We start from the raw sequence: 16212 nt of genomic DNA, 5'->3' as shown, positions 1-16212 counted from the left end.
ATAAGTTGATGAGCGGGATCGTTGCGCCGCCGAAGCAATCGATCTTGGCGTTCCGTTCGATTCCCCTGCGTCAGGATGCTCTCTATCTGACGACGAATCCGTGCGCAAACGGATCGCGGTCGTCGATGAAGATCGTGTTCAATCCGGTCATACGCGCCCAGCCGCCGATCGAGGGAACGATCGCCGGCTTGCCCGCAACCGTGACTTCCTTCTCGACCCTGCCTTTGAACAGCGAACCGATGATCGATTCATGGACGAAATCGTCGCCGGTCCTAAGCTTGCCCTTGGCGTGAAGTTGCGCCATCCGCGCCGAGGTGCCGGTGCCGCAAGGCGAGCGGTCGATCGCCTTGTCGCCGTAGAAGACGGCGTTGCGCGCATCCGCCTGGCTGTCGGTCGGCATACCCGTCCACAGCATATGCGACAGCCGGTCGATGCCGGGATTCTCGGGGTGCACGAAAGCGTACTTCTCGTTGAGCCGCTGCCGCACCACCGGGCTCCAGGCGATGAGGTCGCCGGCAGAGTGGTCGGCCAAGTCGCGATAGTTCTTCTGCGGCTCGACGATGGCGTAGAAATTGCCGCCATAGGCGACATCGACGCTGATCTCGCCGAGTTCCGGACATTCGACCGTCAGTCCCTCGGCATGGAGAAAGGACGGCACGTTGGTGATGCGCACCTCCTCGACATATTCGCCGACCTGTTTGTACTCGGCAGTGACCAGGCCGGCCGGCGTGTCCAGCCTGAGCGAACCCGGCGTCTTCGGTTTGATCAGCCCGTGCTCGATGGCCATCGTCACCGTGCCGATGGTGCCGTGACCGCACATTGGCAGGCAGCCAGAGGTTTCGATGAAAAGGATGGCGATGTCGCAATCGGGCCTCGTCGGCGGGTAGAGGATCGAGCCGGACATCACGTCATGGCCGCGCGGCTCGAACATCAGCCCGGTGCGGATCCAGTCATACTCGGCCAGGAAATGCGCGCGCCGCTCCATCATCGTCGCGCCCTGGAGCAGCGGTCCGCCGCCGGCGACAAGCCGCACCGGATTGCCGCAGGTGTGGCCGTCGATGCAGAAGAAGGAGTGGCGCGCCATTTCTAGATCCCGTCAGAAGCGGTTCGGAGAAAACGGAGACAGATCAAACACCGGATTTTGGCCGAGAATGAGATCGCGGACCAGGCGTCCGGTGGCAGCCGACTGGGTCAGGCCGAGATGGCCGTGGCCGAAGGCATAGACTATCGTGCCGGCCTGCCTGGCGCCACCGATCACCGGCAGCGAATCCGGCAGCGATGGCCGGAATCCCATCCATTCGCGGCCGCCGGCCGGGTCAAGTCCTGGCAGGAATTTTTGTGCCTTGTCGAGCAGCGCTTTCGAGCGGGCGTAGTTGGGCGGCCGCTCAATGCCGCCGAGCTCGACCGCGCCGCCGACGCGCACAGCGGTTTCAAGCGGCGTGACGACGAAGCCGTGGCCGGAGAAGATCAGTTGCCGCTTCACGTCGAAGGCGGTCTTCGGCAGCGTCGTGTTGTAGCCGCGCTCGGTTTCGAGCGGGATGCGGTCACCGATATGTTTCGCCAGGAGATGCGACCAGGCGCCGGCGGCGATGACGAGGCATTTTGCTTGCCGCACCGTGCCGTCGGCCAGCGTCAATGTCGCGCCGTCCAGTCCCGCCCCGACTTGGTCGATCCTCGCCTTTTCGAAACGCGCACCGTTGGTCTCGGCATAGGCCCAGATCGCCTTACCCAATAATTTCGGATCCGTAACGGTCTTCCATCCCGGCACGAAAGTGCCTTTGACGAAGCGCGGCGACAGGCCCGGCTGCAAAGCGGCGAGAGCGTCGCCCTCGACATGGCTGAAGCCGATGCCGAAGCGTTGCCTGGCCGCCCAGCCGGGCAGTGAAGCCTTGAACTCGGCCTCGCTCTCGTAAAGTTCCAGCGACCCGTCCTCGCGCAGCATGTTTCCGGTACCCGAGCGCGCCATCAGCCCGGCCCATTCGGCCTCGGCGAGCCGCATCATCCCGGCCTGCGCCGCGAGGCTGGCCTCGTAGCGGTCGCTTCGTCCGGCCCGCCAGAAGCGGACAAGCCATGGCAGCAGCTTCGGCAGGTAGGCGGGCGGGATGCTGAGCGGGCCAAGCGGGTCGGCAAGCCATTTCGGCAGATGCCTGATCATGCCCTTGTGGGCCAGCGGCAGCACATCGGAGAAGGCCAGGGCTGCGGCATTGCCGGAACTCGTCTCCTCGCAGATCCCCGTCCGATCGAAGATCGTGACGTTTCGTCCTGCCTCGGCCAGATAGGCGGCGACACAGATGCCGATGATGCCGCCGCCGATAATGGCGATGTCGATTGCAGCATCGCTATTCATGGCTGCGCGCCACGCTGCATGGCTCGACCTCCGCATCGCTCGGTACCTTGTAGCCAGCCCCCTCATCCGGCCCTTCGGGCCACCTTCTCCCGTCGGGGAGAAGAGACTGACGCCAGCGTTGGCGACCTCTTCTCCCCTCGGGGAGAAGGTGGCCCGAAGGGCCGGATGAGGGGGTCTGCGACATTGCCACCCTTAGAATTGTGGCAGTGCCGGCCGCACCGCCAGTGCATCCCTGACGATCTTTTCGACCATCCTGCGGCGCTCGCCCGACAGCGGCTGGCGCGGCATGCGCACGCGATCGTTGGTGTTGATCGCCAAGACTTCCGCGAGCTTGATGTTCTGCACGAGATAGGTCGAGACGTCGAGGTCGAGCAGCGGCCGGAACCAGCGGTAGATTTTCAGCGCCTCCTCGCGGCGACCCTGCTTCATCAACTGGTAGATGGCGACCGTCTCGCGCGGAAACGCAGTGACCAGCCCCGCCACCCAGCCGATGGCGCCGACCGACAGCGCCTCGAACGCCAGATTGTCGACGCCGGTGAACAGGTCGTAGCGGTCGCCGAAGCGGTTGATGATCTCGGTCGAGCGGCGGATGTCGTCGGAGGATTCCTTGATGGCGACAAAGCGCTTGTCCTTCGCCAGTTCCTCCATCTGGTCGACGGTCACGTCGACGCGATAGGCAAGCCGGTTGGAATAGATCATCACCGGCAGGTCGCCGGCCTCGGCAACGGCACGCAGTGCCGCAACCGTCTCCTCCGCATTGGTGTGGTAGATCGGGCTCGGCACCACCATCAGCCCGTTGGCGACCTCTTTGGCGGCGCGGCGTGCGATCGCCGTCGCCTCGCGCGTGCCGGCTTCGTTGACCGTCAGCAGAACCGGCTTATTGCCTGCGATCTTCTGCGCGGTCTTCAGCACCTCGATCTTCTCGTCATGCGAGAGCATCGGCCCCTCGCCGAGCGAGCCGCAGACGATGATGCCGTCGCAGCCAGCCTCCATCTGCAGCGCAAAGCAGCGCTCCATCTCGCCATGGTCGAGGCGGTCGTCCTCGGTGAATTTGGTCGTGACGGCGGGAAAAACTCCGGTCCACATGACGGTCGCTCCATCTGATATATCAGTCGTATATTTATTAGGAAACGGACTGTCAACACGGATTCCGCTATGATATATCAAAAATATATCAGGAGCTCGCCTTTGATATTCAATGGAACAAGCCCAGCATTCGAGCCAGCGGCGGCGAAAGCCTACCGCGTGCTCGAGCACATGATCGTGACACTCGAACTGGCGCCTGCAAGCTTCATCACCGAGGGCGCCTTGATCGACAGGCTCGTGCTCGGCCGCACGCCGGTGCGCGAGGCGATCCAGCGGCTGGCCTGGGAGGGACTGCTGGATGTCCGGCCGCGTGCCGGCATCGCCATTGCCCCGCTGCATCCCGGCGACTGGTTGCGCGTTCTCGATGCACGGCGTGGCGTCGAGGTGGTTCTTGCCCGCTCGGCCGCCCGCTTCGTCACCCGTGACGCCGCCGACCTGTTTCACGATGCGGCACTGGCCATGCAGAAGGCGGTGATATCAGGCAACGTGCTAGCCTTCATTCAGGCCGACAAGGCGCTCGACGAGGCGCTGGCGCTGGCGGCCGACAACCCATTCGCCGCGCGGCTGGCAGCCCCGTTGCAGACCCACAGCCGCCGCTTCTGGTTCCGCTACAAGGCCGAAACCGGACTGGCGGAATCGGCAGAGCACCACGTCGCGCTGATCCGCTCGATCCTCGCCGGCGACGAAGACGCCGCCGCCAAAGATGCCAAGCGCCTGATGGCGCTGCTGCGCGGCCATGCCGAGGCGGCTGCGACGCGCTAGGAGATCGGCATCAACCTTCGGCCGGCTCTTTGAGTTCCGGCCATTTCAACAAGGCGTCGAGAGCGCCTGGTCTGACGGCGAAAGAAGGAGCAAAAGACCGCAAAGCGCCCCGGCGGCTGCCAGGTGCCGAGCATCGCCTAAATCCGTCATGCGTCCTGGTCGGCCGGGATCATCACGTTTTCCCAATGTTCGCCGGCCGCGACGATGCAGCTTCTGCCGTCGAGGTCGGTGACGATGATCGTCCAGCTTCCGCTGTCGGCGACATAGACTTCCATAATCGCCATCTGACCGATCAGCCCGAAAGCAAACTGTCTTTCCTGGAATTGCTCGCTAAGATGGGCGACGAGATCGCCATGCTCAACGCAGTATTGATATTGGGCGCTTGCGGCGTTCGTACCCACCGCCAATGCCCCAGCAAGAACCAGGGTTTTCAACCCAACCAACAGCGATTTGCGCGCCATAGGGCACCTCCTTTGCCATCGCGTCCGGCAAAGGGAGAGCCCTCATTTTGCCAGAACGATCCAGGCCGGTTCCGACGTCATCAGCATCGCGTCGTTCCTTTCCGTGTTCCGGTCTGTCATCAGCGGGGACGATTCACAATGTTCCCACTATGTTCCATATATGGTGTCGGCCAGGAAAAAGCGCAAGCAGGCGCCCGCTGGGGCGCCTGCTGATCCGTTTCATGGTCGTCGTCGAGAACCGCGGCCTGCGCGCGGCTACGCTAAGGCGGATGCCGCCCGCTAGGCGGCTCAGGTACCTGGCAGCGCCGCTTTCGTCATCGCGCTCTCCCAGCCTTCACCAACCGAAACCACGCAGCTTTGACCGCGTGTGTCGCTGGCGAGGATGGTCCAGGTGCCCTGGTCGGAAACGAAGACTTCAACAATCACATTCGGATTGACGACGCCGAGCGCGGTTGGATTTTCCCGGAACTTCTCGCCGAGCGCCTTGATCATGTCGGCTCGTGGCGCGCATTGTTCGGCCGCTGTTGTCGGGGCGGCGGAAAACGCGGCAGCCGCCGCGCCAAGTATCGACACCATGAGACGTGTCATCTCACACCTCCTTGCGCCGGCCCTTGCCCCGCGAAGCTGTCGCCAGGCGCCGTTGGCTATCTGCCGCGTCTCCTTGGCGGCAGATTGCAAGTTAAGGCGTCTGCTGTCCGCTTGGTTCCATCACATTAGCGTTCAGGCAGATACGGTGCGAGACCGGCCAACAGAAAGGCCCGGTTTCTAGCCGGGCCTTTTTCGTCTTCAATCAAAAAATCTGGAGCTGTTTGTCGACCGGCTAATTCATCGTCGGGATGACGAATTCGGCGCCGTCCTTCACACCTGACGGCCAGCGCGAGGTCACTGTCTTGGTCTTGGTGTAGAAACGGAATGCGTCCGGTCCGTGCTGGTTGAGGTCGCCGAAGGAAGACGCTTTCCAGCCACCGAACGTGTAGTAGGCGATCGGCACCGGGATCGGCACATTGATACCGACCATGCCGACCTGGACCCTCGAGGCGAAGTCGCGGGCCGCATCACCGTCGCGGGTGAAAATGGCGACGCCGTTGCCCATTTCGTGGTCGTTGGCGAGCTTGATCGCGTTCTCGTAAGTCGGCGCGCGCACCACCGAGAGCACCGGCCCAAAGATCTCTTCCTTGTAGATGCGCATATCGGCGGTCACGTTGTCGAACAGGCAGCCGCCCATATAGTAGCCGTTCTCATAGCCCTGCATGGAAAAGCCGCGGCCGTCGACGACCAGCTTGGCGCCTTCCCTGACGCCGGTATCGACATAGCCCTTGACCCGCTCCAGCGCCTGCGCCGTCACCAGCGGGCCGAAATCGGCGGACGAATCCGTCGACGGGCCGACCTTCAGGCTTTCGACACGCGGCACCAGCTTTTCCATCAGCCGGTTGGCGGCGTCGTTGCCGACCGGGACAGCCACCGAGATCGCCATGCAGCGCTCGCCGGCTGAGCCGTAGCCGGCGCCGATCAGCGCGTCGACGGTCTGGTCCATGTCGGCGTCGGGCATGATGATCATGTGGTTCTTGGCGCCGCCGAAGCACTGCACGCGCTTGCCGGCCGCGCAGCCGCGCGAATAGATGTACTGGGCGATCGGCGTCGAGCCGACGAAACCGATAGCCTTGATGTCAGGGTCGTCGAGGATGGCGTCGACCACGTCCTTGTCGCCGTTGACGACGTTGAGGATGCCCGCCGGCAGGCCGGCCTCGATGAACAATTCGGCGATGCGCATCGGCACGCCTGGATCGCGCTCCGAAGGCTTCAGGATGAAGGCGTTGCCGCAAGCGATAGCCGGCGCGATCTTCCACAAGGGGATCATCGCCGGAAAATTGAACGGCGTGATGCCGGCAACGACGCCGAGCGGCTGGCGCATTGAATAGACGTCGATGCCGGGGCCGGCGCCGTCGGTGAACTCGCCCTTCATCATATGCGGTGCACCGATGCAGGCCTCGACCACTTCCAGGCCGCGCTGGATGTCGCCCTTGGCGTCGGCGATGGTCTTGCCGTGTTCGCGCGCCAGAATGTCGGCCAGCGCATCATACTCCTTGGCGACCAGTTCGAGGAACTTCATCAACACGCGCACGCGCCGCTGCGGGTTGGTCGCCGCCCAGCCGGGCTGCGCCGCCTTGGCGTTTTCCACCGCCGCACGCAGTTCCGCCTGCGAAGCGAGTGCCACGGTGCCGCGCACCGTGCCGTCCATTGGCTGCATGACGTCTTGCTTGCGGCCGCTGGTCCCAGCGACACGCTTGCCGCCGATGAAATGACCGTATTCGATCATGGTTTCTCTCCCTGTATTTGTGATGCAGCATTGTCCGCCTTTGTGCGGCCGATGGCAACGCGAGCGAACACGCAACCGTTGTGCGGAAAATAGAGTGCGGACGACGCCTGTGCATCAATTGCCGCAAATGATAGGGTGCCGGTTCATCGCTGCAGGGATTGAGAGATTGCGTTCCTTCACACCCCCCTCTGGCCTGCCGGCCATCTCCCCCGCAAGGGGGGAGATTGGCAGCTTCAGCCTTACCGCCCTTTCTGCAACGTTGGAGATTCGCGAAAGCCAATGCGACATCCGATCTCCCCCCTTGCGGGGGAGATGTCCGGCAGGACAGAGGGGGGTGGGCGGGAACGCGGCGCTCGCTATTGAAGCGGACCCTCCTCATGAACTGGGATGACGTCCGCATCTTTCTGGCGGTGGCGCGTGCCGGCCAGATCCTTGGCGCGGCCAAGCGGCTGGAGCTCAACCACGCCACCGTCTCGCGCCGCGTCGCCGCACTCGAGGATGCGTTGCGCACAAAACTCTTTCGCCGGCTGACCACCGGCAGCGAGTTGACGCCGGCGGGCGAGCGTTTCCTTGACATCGCCGAGCGCATGGAAGGCGACATGATCGCCGCGCGCTCGACCTTGGCGGGCGAAGGCGACGATGTCTCCGGCACCGTGCGCATCGGCGCGCCTGATGGTTTCGGCGTCGCCTTCCTGGCCAAACGACTCGGCGCACTGACGGCGCTTCACCGCGAACTCACCATCCAGTTGGTGCCGGTGCCGCGTTCCTTCTCGTTGTCCAGGCGCGAGGCCGACATCGCCATCACCGTGGAGCGGCCGACCGAAGGCAGGCTGGTGGCGGGAAAGCTGGTCGATTACACGCTCGGCCTGTTCGCGTCCCGCGCCTATACCGAAGCGCATGGCCTGCCCCAGACGCTGGCCGAGCTCGGCCGGCACACGCTGATCGGCTATGTGCCGGATCTCATCGTCAGCCCCTCGCTCGACTATGCGGCCGAGTTCAGTGCCGACTGGCGCACGAGCTTCGCCATCTCCTCGGCACTCGGCCAGGCCGAAGCGGTGCGCTCCGGCGCCGGCATCGGTATCCTGCACACCTTCCTCGCCCGTTCGATGCCGGAACTGGTGGCTGTCGACATTGTCGCGCCCATCCGCCGCGCCTACTGGCTGGTCTATCACGAATCGGTCAGGCCGCTGCGCCGCGTCCAGATCGTCGCGGGCTTCATCACCAAGGCGGTGGAGCGGGAACGCGGATTGTTCATCTGACGATATTCATCCCAAACGCTGAATTGTAATGTCCTCAAACCGCTGCGCGGCGGAGCGTGTTGGAGCTTGATCCCAAGTCGCGCCGCAACTTCCTCTGGGGCTGGGTGAAGGAAGCGTTTTAGCTACTACTTGACGTATCGCTCCGGTCCGAGGTCGCGGACATTGATGTCCGGCACCCGGCTGGAAATGATGTCGGCCAGGACCTTGGCCGAGCCGCAGGCCATGGTCCAGCCGAGCGTACCGTGGCCGGTGTTGAGATAGAGGTTGGAAAACTCGGTACGGCCGATCAGCGGCGGGCCGTCCGGCGTCATCGGCCGCAACCCGCACCAGAAGGTCGCCGACCGCATGTCGCCGCTGCCCGGAAATAGGTCGCCAAGCGAATGTTCGAGCGTGCGCCGCCGCGATTCATGCAGCGTCAGGTCGAAGCCGGAAATCTCCGCCGTGCCACCGACCCGGATGCGGTCGCCGAGCCTGGTGATCGCCACCTTGTAGGTCTCGTCCATCACCGTCGACACCGGTGCTGCGGTAGCATCCTTGATCGGCACGGTGATCGAATAGCCTTTGACCGGATAGACCGGGATGGGTCGTTTCAGGCTGCGCATGAACTTGGCTGAATAGCTGCCCATTGCCATCACATAGGCGTCGGCAGCCTTCCAACCCTTGCTCGTATTGATGTTGGCGATACGGTTGCGCTTGCGGACAATCCGCCTGATCGAGGTGTCGTATTCGAGGGTAACGCCGCGCGCCACGCAGAGCTCGGCCAGACGGTCGGTGAACATCTTGCAGTCACCAGTTTCGTCGCCCGGCAGTCGCAGGCCTCCGACAAATTTTTCACGCACCCCTGCCAGCCCCGGCTCGGCCGCGATGCAGCCGTCGGGATCGAGGATCTCGTAGGGAACGCCGTATGTCTTCAGCACCTCGACATCGCCGGCAGTGCCGTCGAGCTGCTGTTGCGTGCGAAAAAGCTGCAGCGTTCCCTTGGCGCGCTCGTCATAGGCGATGCCGGTCGCCTCGCGCAACGCTTTCAGCGTGTCGCGGCTGTATTCGGCCAAAGGCACCATGCGCGCCTTGTTCACCGCATAGCGCTCGGCCGTGCAGTTGCGCAGCATCCTGACCAGCCACACCCACATATGCGGATCGAGAGTCGGCCGCACCACCAGCGGACCATGCTTCATCAACAGCCATTTGATCGCCTTCAACGGGACGCCGGGACCGGCCCAGGGCGAGGCGTAGCCGGGCGAAATCTCGCCGGCATTGGCAAAACTGGTTTCCAGCGCCGGGCCCTTCTGGCGGTCGATCACCGTCACTTCATGGCCGGCCTCGGCGAGATAATAAGCGGTAGTGACCCCGATAACGCCGCCGCCCAGCACGAAGATCTTCATCGCATAGTTCTCCAGAACGACGTCTTGTCAGGGGTTTTGGGACGGGGCATCGTGGCTTTCTGTCTGCCGGATTTTACGGCGTCCGCCAAGTGCTCAAGCATGTCGCCCAAAAGTACGCAGCGGTTTTGGGACAACGACATGCCTAAAAAAGCCCGCGCGCTATCAATTTACATAGCGCCGGTGAAAGCGGTGTCCGAGGCTGGTCAGGATTTCATAACCGATGGTGCCGGCATGGCCGGCCGCTTGGTCCACTGTCTGCGACGGTCCGATCAGTTCGACGAGATCGCCCGCCTTCAGCCTGTTGGGCGGCAGGGCCGAGATGTCGAGAACGATCGAATCCATCGATACACGGCCAAGGAACGGCAAGCGCACATTCTCGAACCAGGCGGCTGAGGCCGCGCGTCGATGCCAGCCATCGGCATAGCCTAGCGAGATCGTTGCGGCGACCAGCGAATCGGTCACGTGAAAAATATGGCCATAGCCAACGCCGGCTCCCCTATCGAGGCTGCGCGTCTGGATGACCTTTGCCTGAAGCCGCACCACCGGCAGCATCGGATTTTCCACCGCTGGCGCCGGATTGATGCCGTAGAGCGCCGCACCGGGCCGGGCGAGGTCGTAATGAAAGGGCTGCCCAAGAAAGATGCCGGAGGAGTTGGCTAGCGAGGCCGGCGCCGGTGGCAGCATCCTGCGCAGCCGCTCGAATTCCAGCCGCTGCTGCTCGTTGGCCGGATGCTCGGGCTCGTCGGCGCGAGCGAGATGGCTCATCACGAAGCTGACGTCGATACCGTCGAAAGCCTGCGGATCGGCATTGACGGCTGCCACCTCGGCTGCCGCCATGCCGAGCCGCGACATACCGCTGTCGACCTGGATTGCAGCCTTGAGCTTGCGGCCGGCCCGCTGCGCCGCCGCGCGCCAGGCGGCGAGTTGGTAGGCGCTGTTGATGACGGCGCCCAGCTCCGCGTCGACGGCTTCGCTTTCAGCGCCCGGCTGAATGCCGTTCAGCACATAGATCGCTGGCCGTGCGCCGAGCGCCTGGCGCAGCAAGACCCCTTCGGTCGGATGCGCGACGAAAAAAATAGCGCAGCCTTCGGCCGCCAGCGCCGCCGCCACTTGGGCCCCGCCGAGCCCGTAGCCGTCGGCCTTGACGACACCCGCGCAGCCGACGCCACCCAAGCGCGCCTTGAGCCGCCGGTAATTTGTGCGGATGGCGCCGAGATCGACGGTCAATATGGCGCCGGCCGCCGCTTCGCTGATCGGCGCGGCTTTGACGGCGACCCTTTCAGAAAGAGATTTTTTGGAGGCCTCGTTCATGCCAACCCCGTCTGCAGCGGATTGGCCATCAATAAAGCCACCGCGCTGACGCGGCAAGCGTGGTCGGCGCGAGCGCGGCTTGCGCCAAGCTACGCAACCAGATGCCGGAACGCCGCAACCACGTCCTCATAGACCTGACGTTTGAACGGCACGATCAGGTCGGGCAATTCCTGCATCGGCCGCCAGGCCCATTTGTCGAACTCGGCGGTGTGGCCGCCCGGCGGCGGATTGATCTCAATCTCGCTGACGTCGCCGTAAAAGCGGAAGGCGAACCATTTTTGCGTCTGACCGCGATATTTCCCCTTGAAGGCGATGCCGACCAGATGGGCCGGCAGGTCGTAATATATCCAGTTCGGCGCCTCATCCAGCAACGAGACGCTGCGCATGCCGGTTTCCTCGTAGAGTTCCCTCTGCGCCGCCTGCAGCGGCTCTTCGCCCTTGTCGATGCCGCCCTGCGGCATCTGCCAGAGCTGCGTCGTGCCGGCGAATTCGCTGTCCGGCTCGGCAATGCGATGCCCGACCCAGACCAGCCCATCACCGTTGAGGATCATCAGTCCGACACAGCGACGATAAGGCAGCGTCTCGGGATCGACCGGTTTTTTCTTCGCCATGCTCAACCTTTTTCCGGATCCGCCGCCACCGCCGAAATCGGAACGATCTCGATGCCGCGTTTCTTGGCCTCGCTCACCCAAAACGACACGGTGTCGACCGTCAGGTCGAAGGCCGAGCCGATGCCGACAGCAAAGCCTTTCGCCCGCGCGGTGGCTTCCAGTTCGTCCAGCTTCTTCAATATGGCGCCGCGGTCCCGCACGGCGTCGATCGACGTGTCACCGGCGGCGAACGGCACGCCGTTTTTCAACGCCAGGTCGGGTGCCAGGCTGCGCGCCGACGAACCGTCGTCGACATAGGCCAGGCCGCGCCTGCCGAGCTCGTCCATCAGCGGCCCCATCGCCGCCGCATCGGCCGAAAAACGCGCGCCCATATAGTTCATGACGCCGGTGTAGTTGGTCGTCCGCGACAGCGCCCAGCGCAAATTCTTCAAATTCTCGTCTGCCGTCGCCGCGACCGTCAGCGTGTTGCGGCCGGGATTGACGTTCGGATAATCGAACGGTTCGAGCGGCACCTGCATGACGATCTCATGGCCTCTCTGCCGCGCCGCCTGCATCCAGCGGCCGACGCTGTTGCCCTGCGGCGCGAAGCCCAGCGTCACTTCAGCCGGCAGCTTGGCGATGGCCGACTGCGTGCCGGTCTGCGACACGGCTAGCCCGCCGATGACAATCGCCACGCGCGCACCGCGCGCACCGGACCACGGCCGCGCATAGACATCGAACGGCCGCCTGCCGTCAGCGGCACGAACCGGCAATGGGCCGGTTTCGCCGGCCTCGACCAGCGCCCTGTCGGGAATATGCGCGATCCTCAGGTTCTGGCCGATCGTCGAAGGGTCGCGAATGACAATGGCCGCCTTGGGCGGACCACCGTCAACTTCGGTTGGCATATGGATGATCTGCGGCCCGCCCATCTTGGATGCTGCTTCCGCCTTCGATGCCGGCTCCTTGGCCGGCGCTGCGGGTTCGACCACCGCTGTCGTCTTCGGTGTCGAAACGGCGACTTCTTCCGGTTTTCGAAACGGCCTTTCGCGCAGCGCAATCGCGCCGGAGACGCCGATTACGGCCAGCACCAGAAGCGTGGCCGCGACCACACCGGCGCTGATCCTGCGGGCCGCGCGCGGCGGCCGGACTGCCTGCCCTAGCGGGCGTTCGATGTCGTTGCCGATGTCAGCCAAGCCGCATCCCCAGCCGCGGTTCCCCCGAATCAAACTGCCGGGGCCTTGCAGCCCCGGCAGCATTACATCGCTTCGATCAGGCGGCCAGACCTGTTGTCCGGCTGATCGACCTTTACTGGTTCAGCACGGCCCCTACTGGTTCAGCACAGCCTTTTCTGGATTCGGCGGGAACGCCGGATCGGTCTTTTCGCCGCGCAGCAACTGCTCGGCAAAGATGAGCTGCAGGTCGTCCTTCGGCTCCGGCGGCACATAGGCTGCCGAGCCCGAACCGGTATCGCCCTCGTCGCTGCCCTTGATGTGGCCCTTGAGGTCCGACTCGCCGCGCGTCAGATCCCTGCCCTGCAGGTCCGGCGGCAACGGCTGGTCGACCTTGATGTCGGGCGTGATGCCTTTGCCCTGGATCGACTTGCCGGACGGCGTGTAATAGAGCGCCGTCGTCAGGCGCAGCGCGCCGTTCTCGCCGAGCGGGACGATGGTCTGCACCGAACCCTTGCCGAAGGACTGCGTGCCGACCACCGTGGCGCGGCGCAGATCCTGCAGCGCGCCGGCGACGATTTCGGACGCACTGGCCGAGCCGCCATTGACGAGCACGACCAGCGGCTTGCCGTCGATGTCGTCGCCCGGCCGCGCGTCGAAGCGGGTGACGTCCTTCGGATCGCGGCCGCGCGTCGAGACGATCTCGCCACGGGTGAGGAAGGCGTCGGACACGCTCACCGCCTGGTCGAGCAACCCGCCCGGATTGAGGCGCAGATCGAGCACGTAGCCCTTGAGCTTTTCGTTCGGCACCTGCTTCTTGATGGTGTCGATGGCGTTCTCGAGGTCGTCATGGGTCTTTTCGGTGAAGGAGGTGATCTTCATGTAGCCGATGTCGTTCTCGACCCGGAACTTGACCGCCTTGACCTTGATGATGTCGCGCACCACCGTCAGCTCGATCGGCTTGTCGGCGCCCTGGCGCAGGATAGTGAGCTTGATCGGCGTGTTGACCAGCCCGCGCATCTTCTCGACCGCGTCGTTGAGGCTCAGGCCGCGAACCTCCTCGCCGTCGATCTTGGCAATATAGTCGCCGGCAAGCACGCCCGCCTTGGCGGCCGGCGTATCGTCGATCGGCGTGATCACTTTGACCAGGTCGTTCTCCATGGTGACCTCGATGCCGAGGCCGCCGAACTCGCCCTTGGTCTGCACGCGCATGTCCTGCGCCTCTTCGGCGTTCATATACGAGGAGTGCGGGTCGAGCGAGGTAAGCATGCCGTTGATGGCGTTTTCGACCAGCGACTTGTCGTCGGGCGGCGTCACATATTGCGCCCGCACCCGCTCGAAGATGTCACCGAAGATCGCCAGCTGCTTATAGGTCTCGGAGCCCGCAGCGTTCGCCGTCGAGCCGGGGGCGCCATAGACCAGGCTCATCGCGGATGCGCCCATCAGCGCACCGGCAAACAGAAGCGAAAGTTTCCGCATCATCTCACGTCCTTCCAGAGAAACGGTCCGCCCACCACGGGGTCGGATCGACGGGTTTTCCATCCTTGCGGAACTCAACATAGAGCTCCGGCGTGGCATTTCCATTCTTCGATGCCGAGGTGCTCGCCACCCGGGCCTCTCCCATCGCGCCGACCGGCTCTCCTGCGAGCACCGACTGGCCAGACGCGACGCTGATTCTGCTCATCCCCGCGAGAACGACATGATAGCCGTCACCCGCGTTCAGGATCAAGAGTTGACCATAGGAGCGAAAAGGTCCCGCATAAAGCACATTTCCGTCCGCTGGCGCGGTGACGATGGCTCCCGATTGTGTCGCAACCATGTCACCGAGCATCACTGCGCCGTTACCGTCGCTGGCCCCGAACCGCCGCTTGATCTTGCCGGTGACGGGCAGCGCGATCTGCCCTTGAAGCGCCGAAAACGGTGCAGCGGCGGTGAGCCGGTTGGCCTCCGGCACCGGCAGGGCCGCCAGTTCCGTCTGTTCCGGGGCCTTCTGTGCCGGAGCCGTCTGCGCCGGAGCCTTGTCGGCGCCCGCTGCCTTCTGCTCTGCGGCCTTCTGCTCGGCTGCCTTCGCCGCGGCCGCCGCCTTGCGGGCCTTGTCTGCCTCGAGCGAGGCGATCAGTTCCTTTAGGCTGCCGGCCTTGGCCGCCAGTGCTTCGGATCGCTGCTTTTCCGCCGCCAGCGCCGTTTGCGTCTCGGCTTCGAGTTTCTGCTTGGCTTCCAGCAGCATGCTGAGCCGCTTCTTTTCCGCCGTCTGCTCGCCGACTGCCGCCGTCAGCCGCGCCCGCTCCGCCTCGATCGAGGCGGTCACCCGCGACTGCTCCTTGAGGTCCGCCAGCAATATCTCGGTCTGCTGGCGCAGTTCCGGCACCACGGCGCCGAGCAGAATGGCGCTGCGCACCGACGACAGCGCGTCCTCCGGCTTGACCAGGATGGCCGGCGGCGGATTGAGCCCCATGCGCTGCAGCGCGGCCAGCACCTCGGCCAGAACGTCGCGTCTGGCGGCCAGCGAGGCGCGGATCTTCTGCTCCTCGCCCTTCAGCCCTTCCAGCTTGGCGCCGATGTCCTCGATGTCCTGGCCAAGTTTCTGCTCGGTCATCGCCGACTGGATCAGCGCCGCGGTGATCGAGGCATGGTCCTTCCTGACCGTCGCCATGTCGGCGGCGAGCTTGGCCAGCCGCTCCGACGACAGTGTGATCTCCTTCGATACCCGTTCGTACTCGGCGCGGCTCTGGTCCGGGTCAGGCGCCATGTCGAGCCTGTTCTGCGCCCGCGCGGCGCCGAGCGACAGCATAAGCGCCGCCACTGCCAAGCCGCAGCGTGCGCGCCAAAAGCCCGTTCGCGATTTCCAATCTTCAGACATTGAAGCCCGACTCTATGCGTGGCTTCGTTAACGAACCATCAACCATGTTCGAAGCCTCGCCAATCTAGCATAAACTCCCGGGCCTGGGACCAAAATCCCCGCGGCTGGGCCCTCAGTTCACCGGTTTTGGTCGGGTTCATGAACGATGGTAGGGATGACCCGAAAGAATAGTGGCGGCCCGGTAAAGCTGCTCGCCCAACATGACACGGACCAGTTGGTGCGGCCATGTCCACGCGCCGAACGACACCATCAGATCGGCCTGATCGCGCAGCGACTGATCGTGACCGTCGGCACCGCCAATGGCAATGACAAGTGCCCTGCGCCCGCCATCACGCAACAGGCCGATGCGTCCGGCGAAATCCTCGGATGAAAAACTCTTGCCGCGTTCGTCGAGCAGCATCAGCGCGGTACCAGGCTGCAACTGCGCCTGCAGTTTCTGGCCTTCCTCGCGCCGGCGCTCGTTGGCGGTCTGGGCGCGGCCCTCCGGAATCTCGACAACCCCAGAGAATTCGAGCCCCACCGCCGGCCCGCTCTTGGCGAAGCGCTCGAAATATCGGTCGGCAAGCTGCTTCTCGGGGCCGGCTTTCATCCGGCCCACGGCATGAACGGCAATTTTCATCCCTGCCTCGAAGAGCCGCTAATGCATGTCACCAAAAGTGGTCACCGGT

15 protein-coding genes are annotated in these 16212 nt (G+C 64.1%); 2 read left to right on the top strand and 13 right to left on the bottom strand.

Features of this window, described 5'->3' with window-relative positions:
• Window positions 1–82: 82 nt before the first annotated feature.
• The 3 genes from BQ8482_RS31665 to BQ8482_RS31655 form a co-directional block, all read right to left on the bottom strand.
• A complete protein-coding gene (locus BQ8482_RS31665) occupies window positions 83–1084 on the bottom strand; it encodes a 4-hydroxyproline epimerase (protein ID WP_123151159.1) in 1002 nt (333 codons plus the stop codon).
• A gap of 12 nt (window positions 1085–1096) precedes the next feature.
• Window positions 1097–2347: an NAD(P)/FAD-dependent oxidoreductase gene (locus BQ8482_RS31660; RefSeq protein WP_165848799.1), complete on the bottom strand. Its 1251-nt coding sequence runs from the start codon at window positions 2345–2347 to the stop codon at window positions 1097–1099.
• 192 nt (window positions 2348–2539) lie between these two features.
• On the bottom strand, window positions 2540–3433 hold the full coding sequence (locus BQ8482_RS31655; RefSeq protein ID WP_123151158.1) for a dihydrodipicolinate synthase family protein: 894 nt from the start codon (window positions 3431–3433) through the stop codon (window positions 2540–2542).
• A 69-nt stretch (window positions 3434–3502) separates the two neighbouring features.
• Between BQ8482_RS31655 and BQ8482_RS31650 the strand changes: the two genes are divergently transcribed.
• A complete protein-coding gene (locus tag BQ8482_RS31650; protein ID WP_244603068.1) occupies window positions 3503–4195 on the top strand; it encodes a GntR family transcriptional regulator in 693 nt (230 codons plus the stop codon).
• Between the two features lie 146 nt (window positions 4196–4341).
• Here the strand turns inward: BQ8482_RS31650 and BQ8482_RS31645 are convergent, their stop codons facing one another.
• The 3 genes from BQ8482_RS31645 to BQ8482_RS31635 form a co-directional block, all read right to left on the bottom strand.
• Entirely contained in the window at window positions 4342–4656 is a 315-nt protein-coding gene (locus BQ8482_RS31645) for a hypothetical protein (protein ID WP_123151157.1), read from the bottom strand.
• Between the two features lie 288 nt (window positions 4657–4944).
• Window positions 4945–5244, bottom strand: a complete 300-nt coding sequence (locus BQ8482_RS31640; protein WP_123151156.1) for a hypothetical protein — start codon at window positions 5242–5244, stop codon at window positions 4945–4947.
• A 232-nt stretch (window positions 5245–5476) separates the two neighbouring features.
• Entirely contained in the window at window positions 5477–6973 is a 1497-nt protein-coding gene (locus BQ8482_RS31635) for a CoA-acylating methylmalonate-semialdehyde dehydrogenase (RefSeq protein WP_123151155.1), read from the bottom strand.
• 377 nt (window positions 6974–7350) lie between these two features.
• On the opposite strand from BQ8482_RS31635, the gene BQ8482_RS31625 reads away from it, so the two are divergent.
• Window positions 7351–8232 carry a LysR family transcriptional regulator gene (locus BQ8482_RS31625; protein ID WP_123151153.1) on the top strand — a complete coding sequence of 294 codons (882 nt, stop codon included), beginning with the start codon at window positions 7351–7353 and terminating at the stop codon, window positions 8230–8232.
• A 125-nt stretch (window positions 8233–8357) separates the two neighbouring features.
• Here the strand turns inward: BQ8482_RS31625 and BQ8482_RS31620 are convergent, their stop codons facing one another.
• The 7 genes from BQ8482_RS31620 to rlmH all read right to left on the bottom strand — a co-directional run bounded on the left by BQ8482_RS31620 (window position 8358) and on the right by rlmH (window position 16163).
• Window positions 8358–9614, bottom strand: coding sequence for a D-amino acid dehydrogenase (locus tag BQ8482_RS31620; protein WP_123151152.1), 1257 nt, complete (start codon window positions 9612–9614; stop codon window positions 8358–8360).
• 162 nt (window positions 9615–9776) lie between these two features.
• Window positions 9777–10925 carry an alanine racemase gene (gene alr, locus BQ8482_RS31615; RefSeq protein ID WP_123151151.1) on the bottom strand — a complete coding sequence of 383 codons (1149 nt, stop codon included), beginning with the start codon at window positions 10923–10925 and terminating at the stop codon, window positions 9777–9779.
• Between the two features lie 89 nt (window positions 10926–11014).
• Window positions 11015–11536 (bottom strand): RNA pyrophosphohydrolase, encoded by a 522-nt coding sequence (locus BQ8482_RS31610; protein WP_123151150.1) that lies wholly within the window; start codon window positions 11534–11536, stop codon window positions 11015–11017.
• Between the two features lie 2 nt (window positions 11537–11538).
• Complete coding sequence (locus tag BQ8482_RS31605) at window positions 11539–12708, bottom strand: divergent polysaccharide deacetylase family protein (protein ID WP_123151149.1); 1170 nt, start codon at window positions 12706–12708, stop codon at window positions 11539–11541.
• A gap of 132 nt (window positions 12709–12840) precedes the next feature.
• The gene (locus BQ8482_RS31600) at window positions 12841–14166 is read right to left on the bottom strand and encodes a S41 family peptidase (protein WP_123151148.1); all 1326 of its coding nucleotides are present in this window, start codon (window positions 14164–14166) and stop codon (window positions 12841–12843) included.
• A gap of 1 nt (window position 14167) precedes the next feature.
• The gene (locus BQ8482_RS31595; protein ID WP_123151147.1) at window positions 14168–15544 is read right to left on the bottom strand and encodes a murein hydrolase activator EnvC family protein; all 1377 of its coding nucleotides are present in this window, start codon (window positions 15542–15544) and stop codon (window positions 14168–14170) included.
• 136 nt (window positions 15545–15680) lie between these two features.
• On the bottom strand, window positions 15681–16163 hold the full coding sequence (gene rlmH, locus BQ8482_RS31590) for a 23S rRNA (pseudouridine(1915)-N(3))-methyltransferase RlmH (RefSeq protein WP_123151146.1): 483 nt from the start codon (window positions 16161–16163) through the stop codon (window positions 15681–15683).
• Window positions 16164–16212: the final 49 nt, after the last annotated feature.

Origin of the sequence: Mesorhizobium delmotii, from assembly GCF_900149755.1 — a bacterium.
Taxonomy (GTDB): domain Bacteria; phylum Pseudomonadota; class Alphaproteobacteria; order Rhizobiales; family Rhizobiaceae; genus Mesorhizobium; species Mesorhizobium delmotii.
Note: the sequence above shows the minus strand (reverse complement) of the source record. Positions and strands in the feature narration are given on the sequence as shown.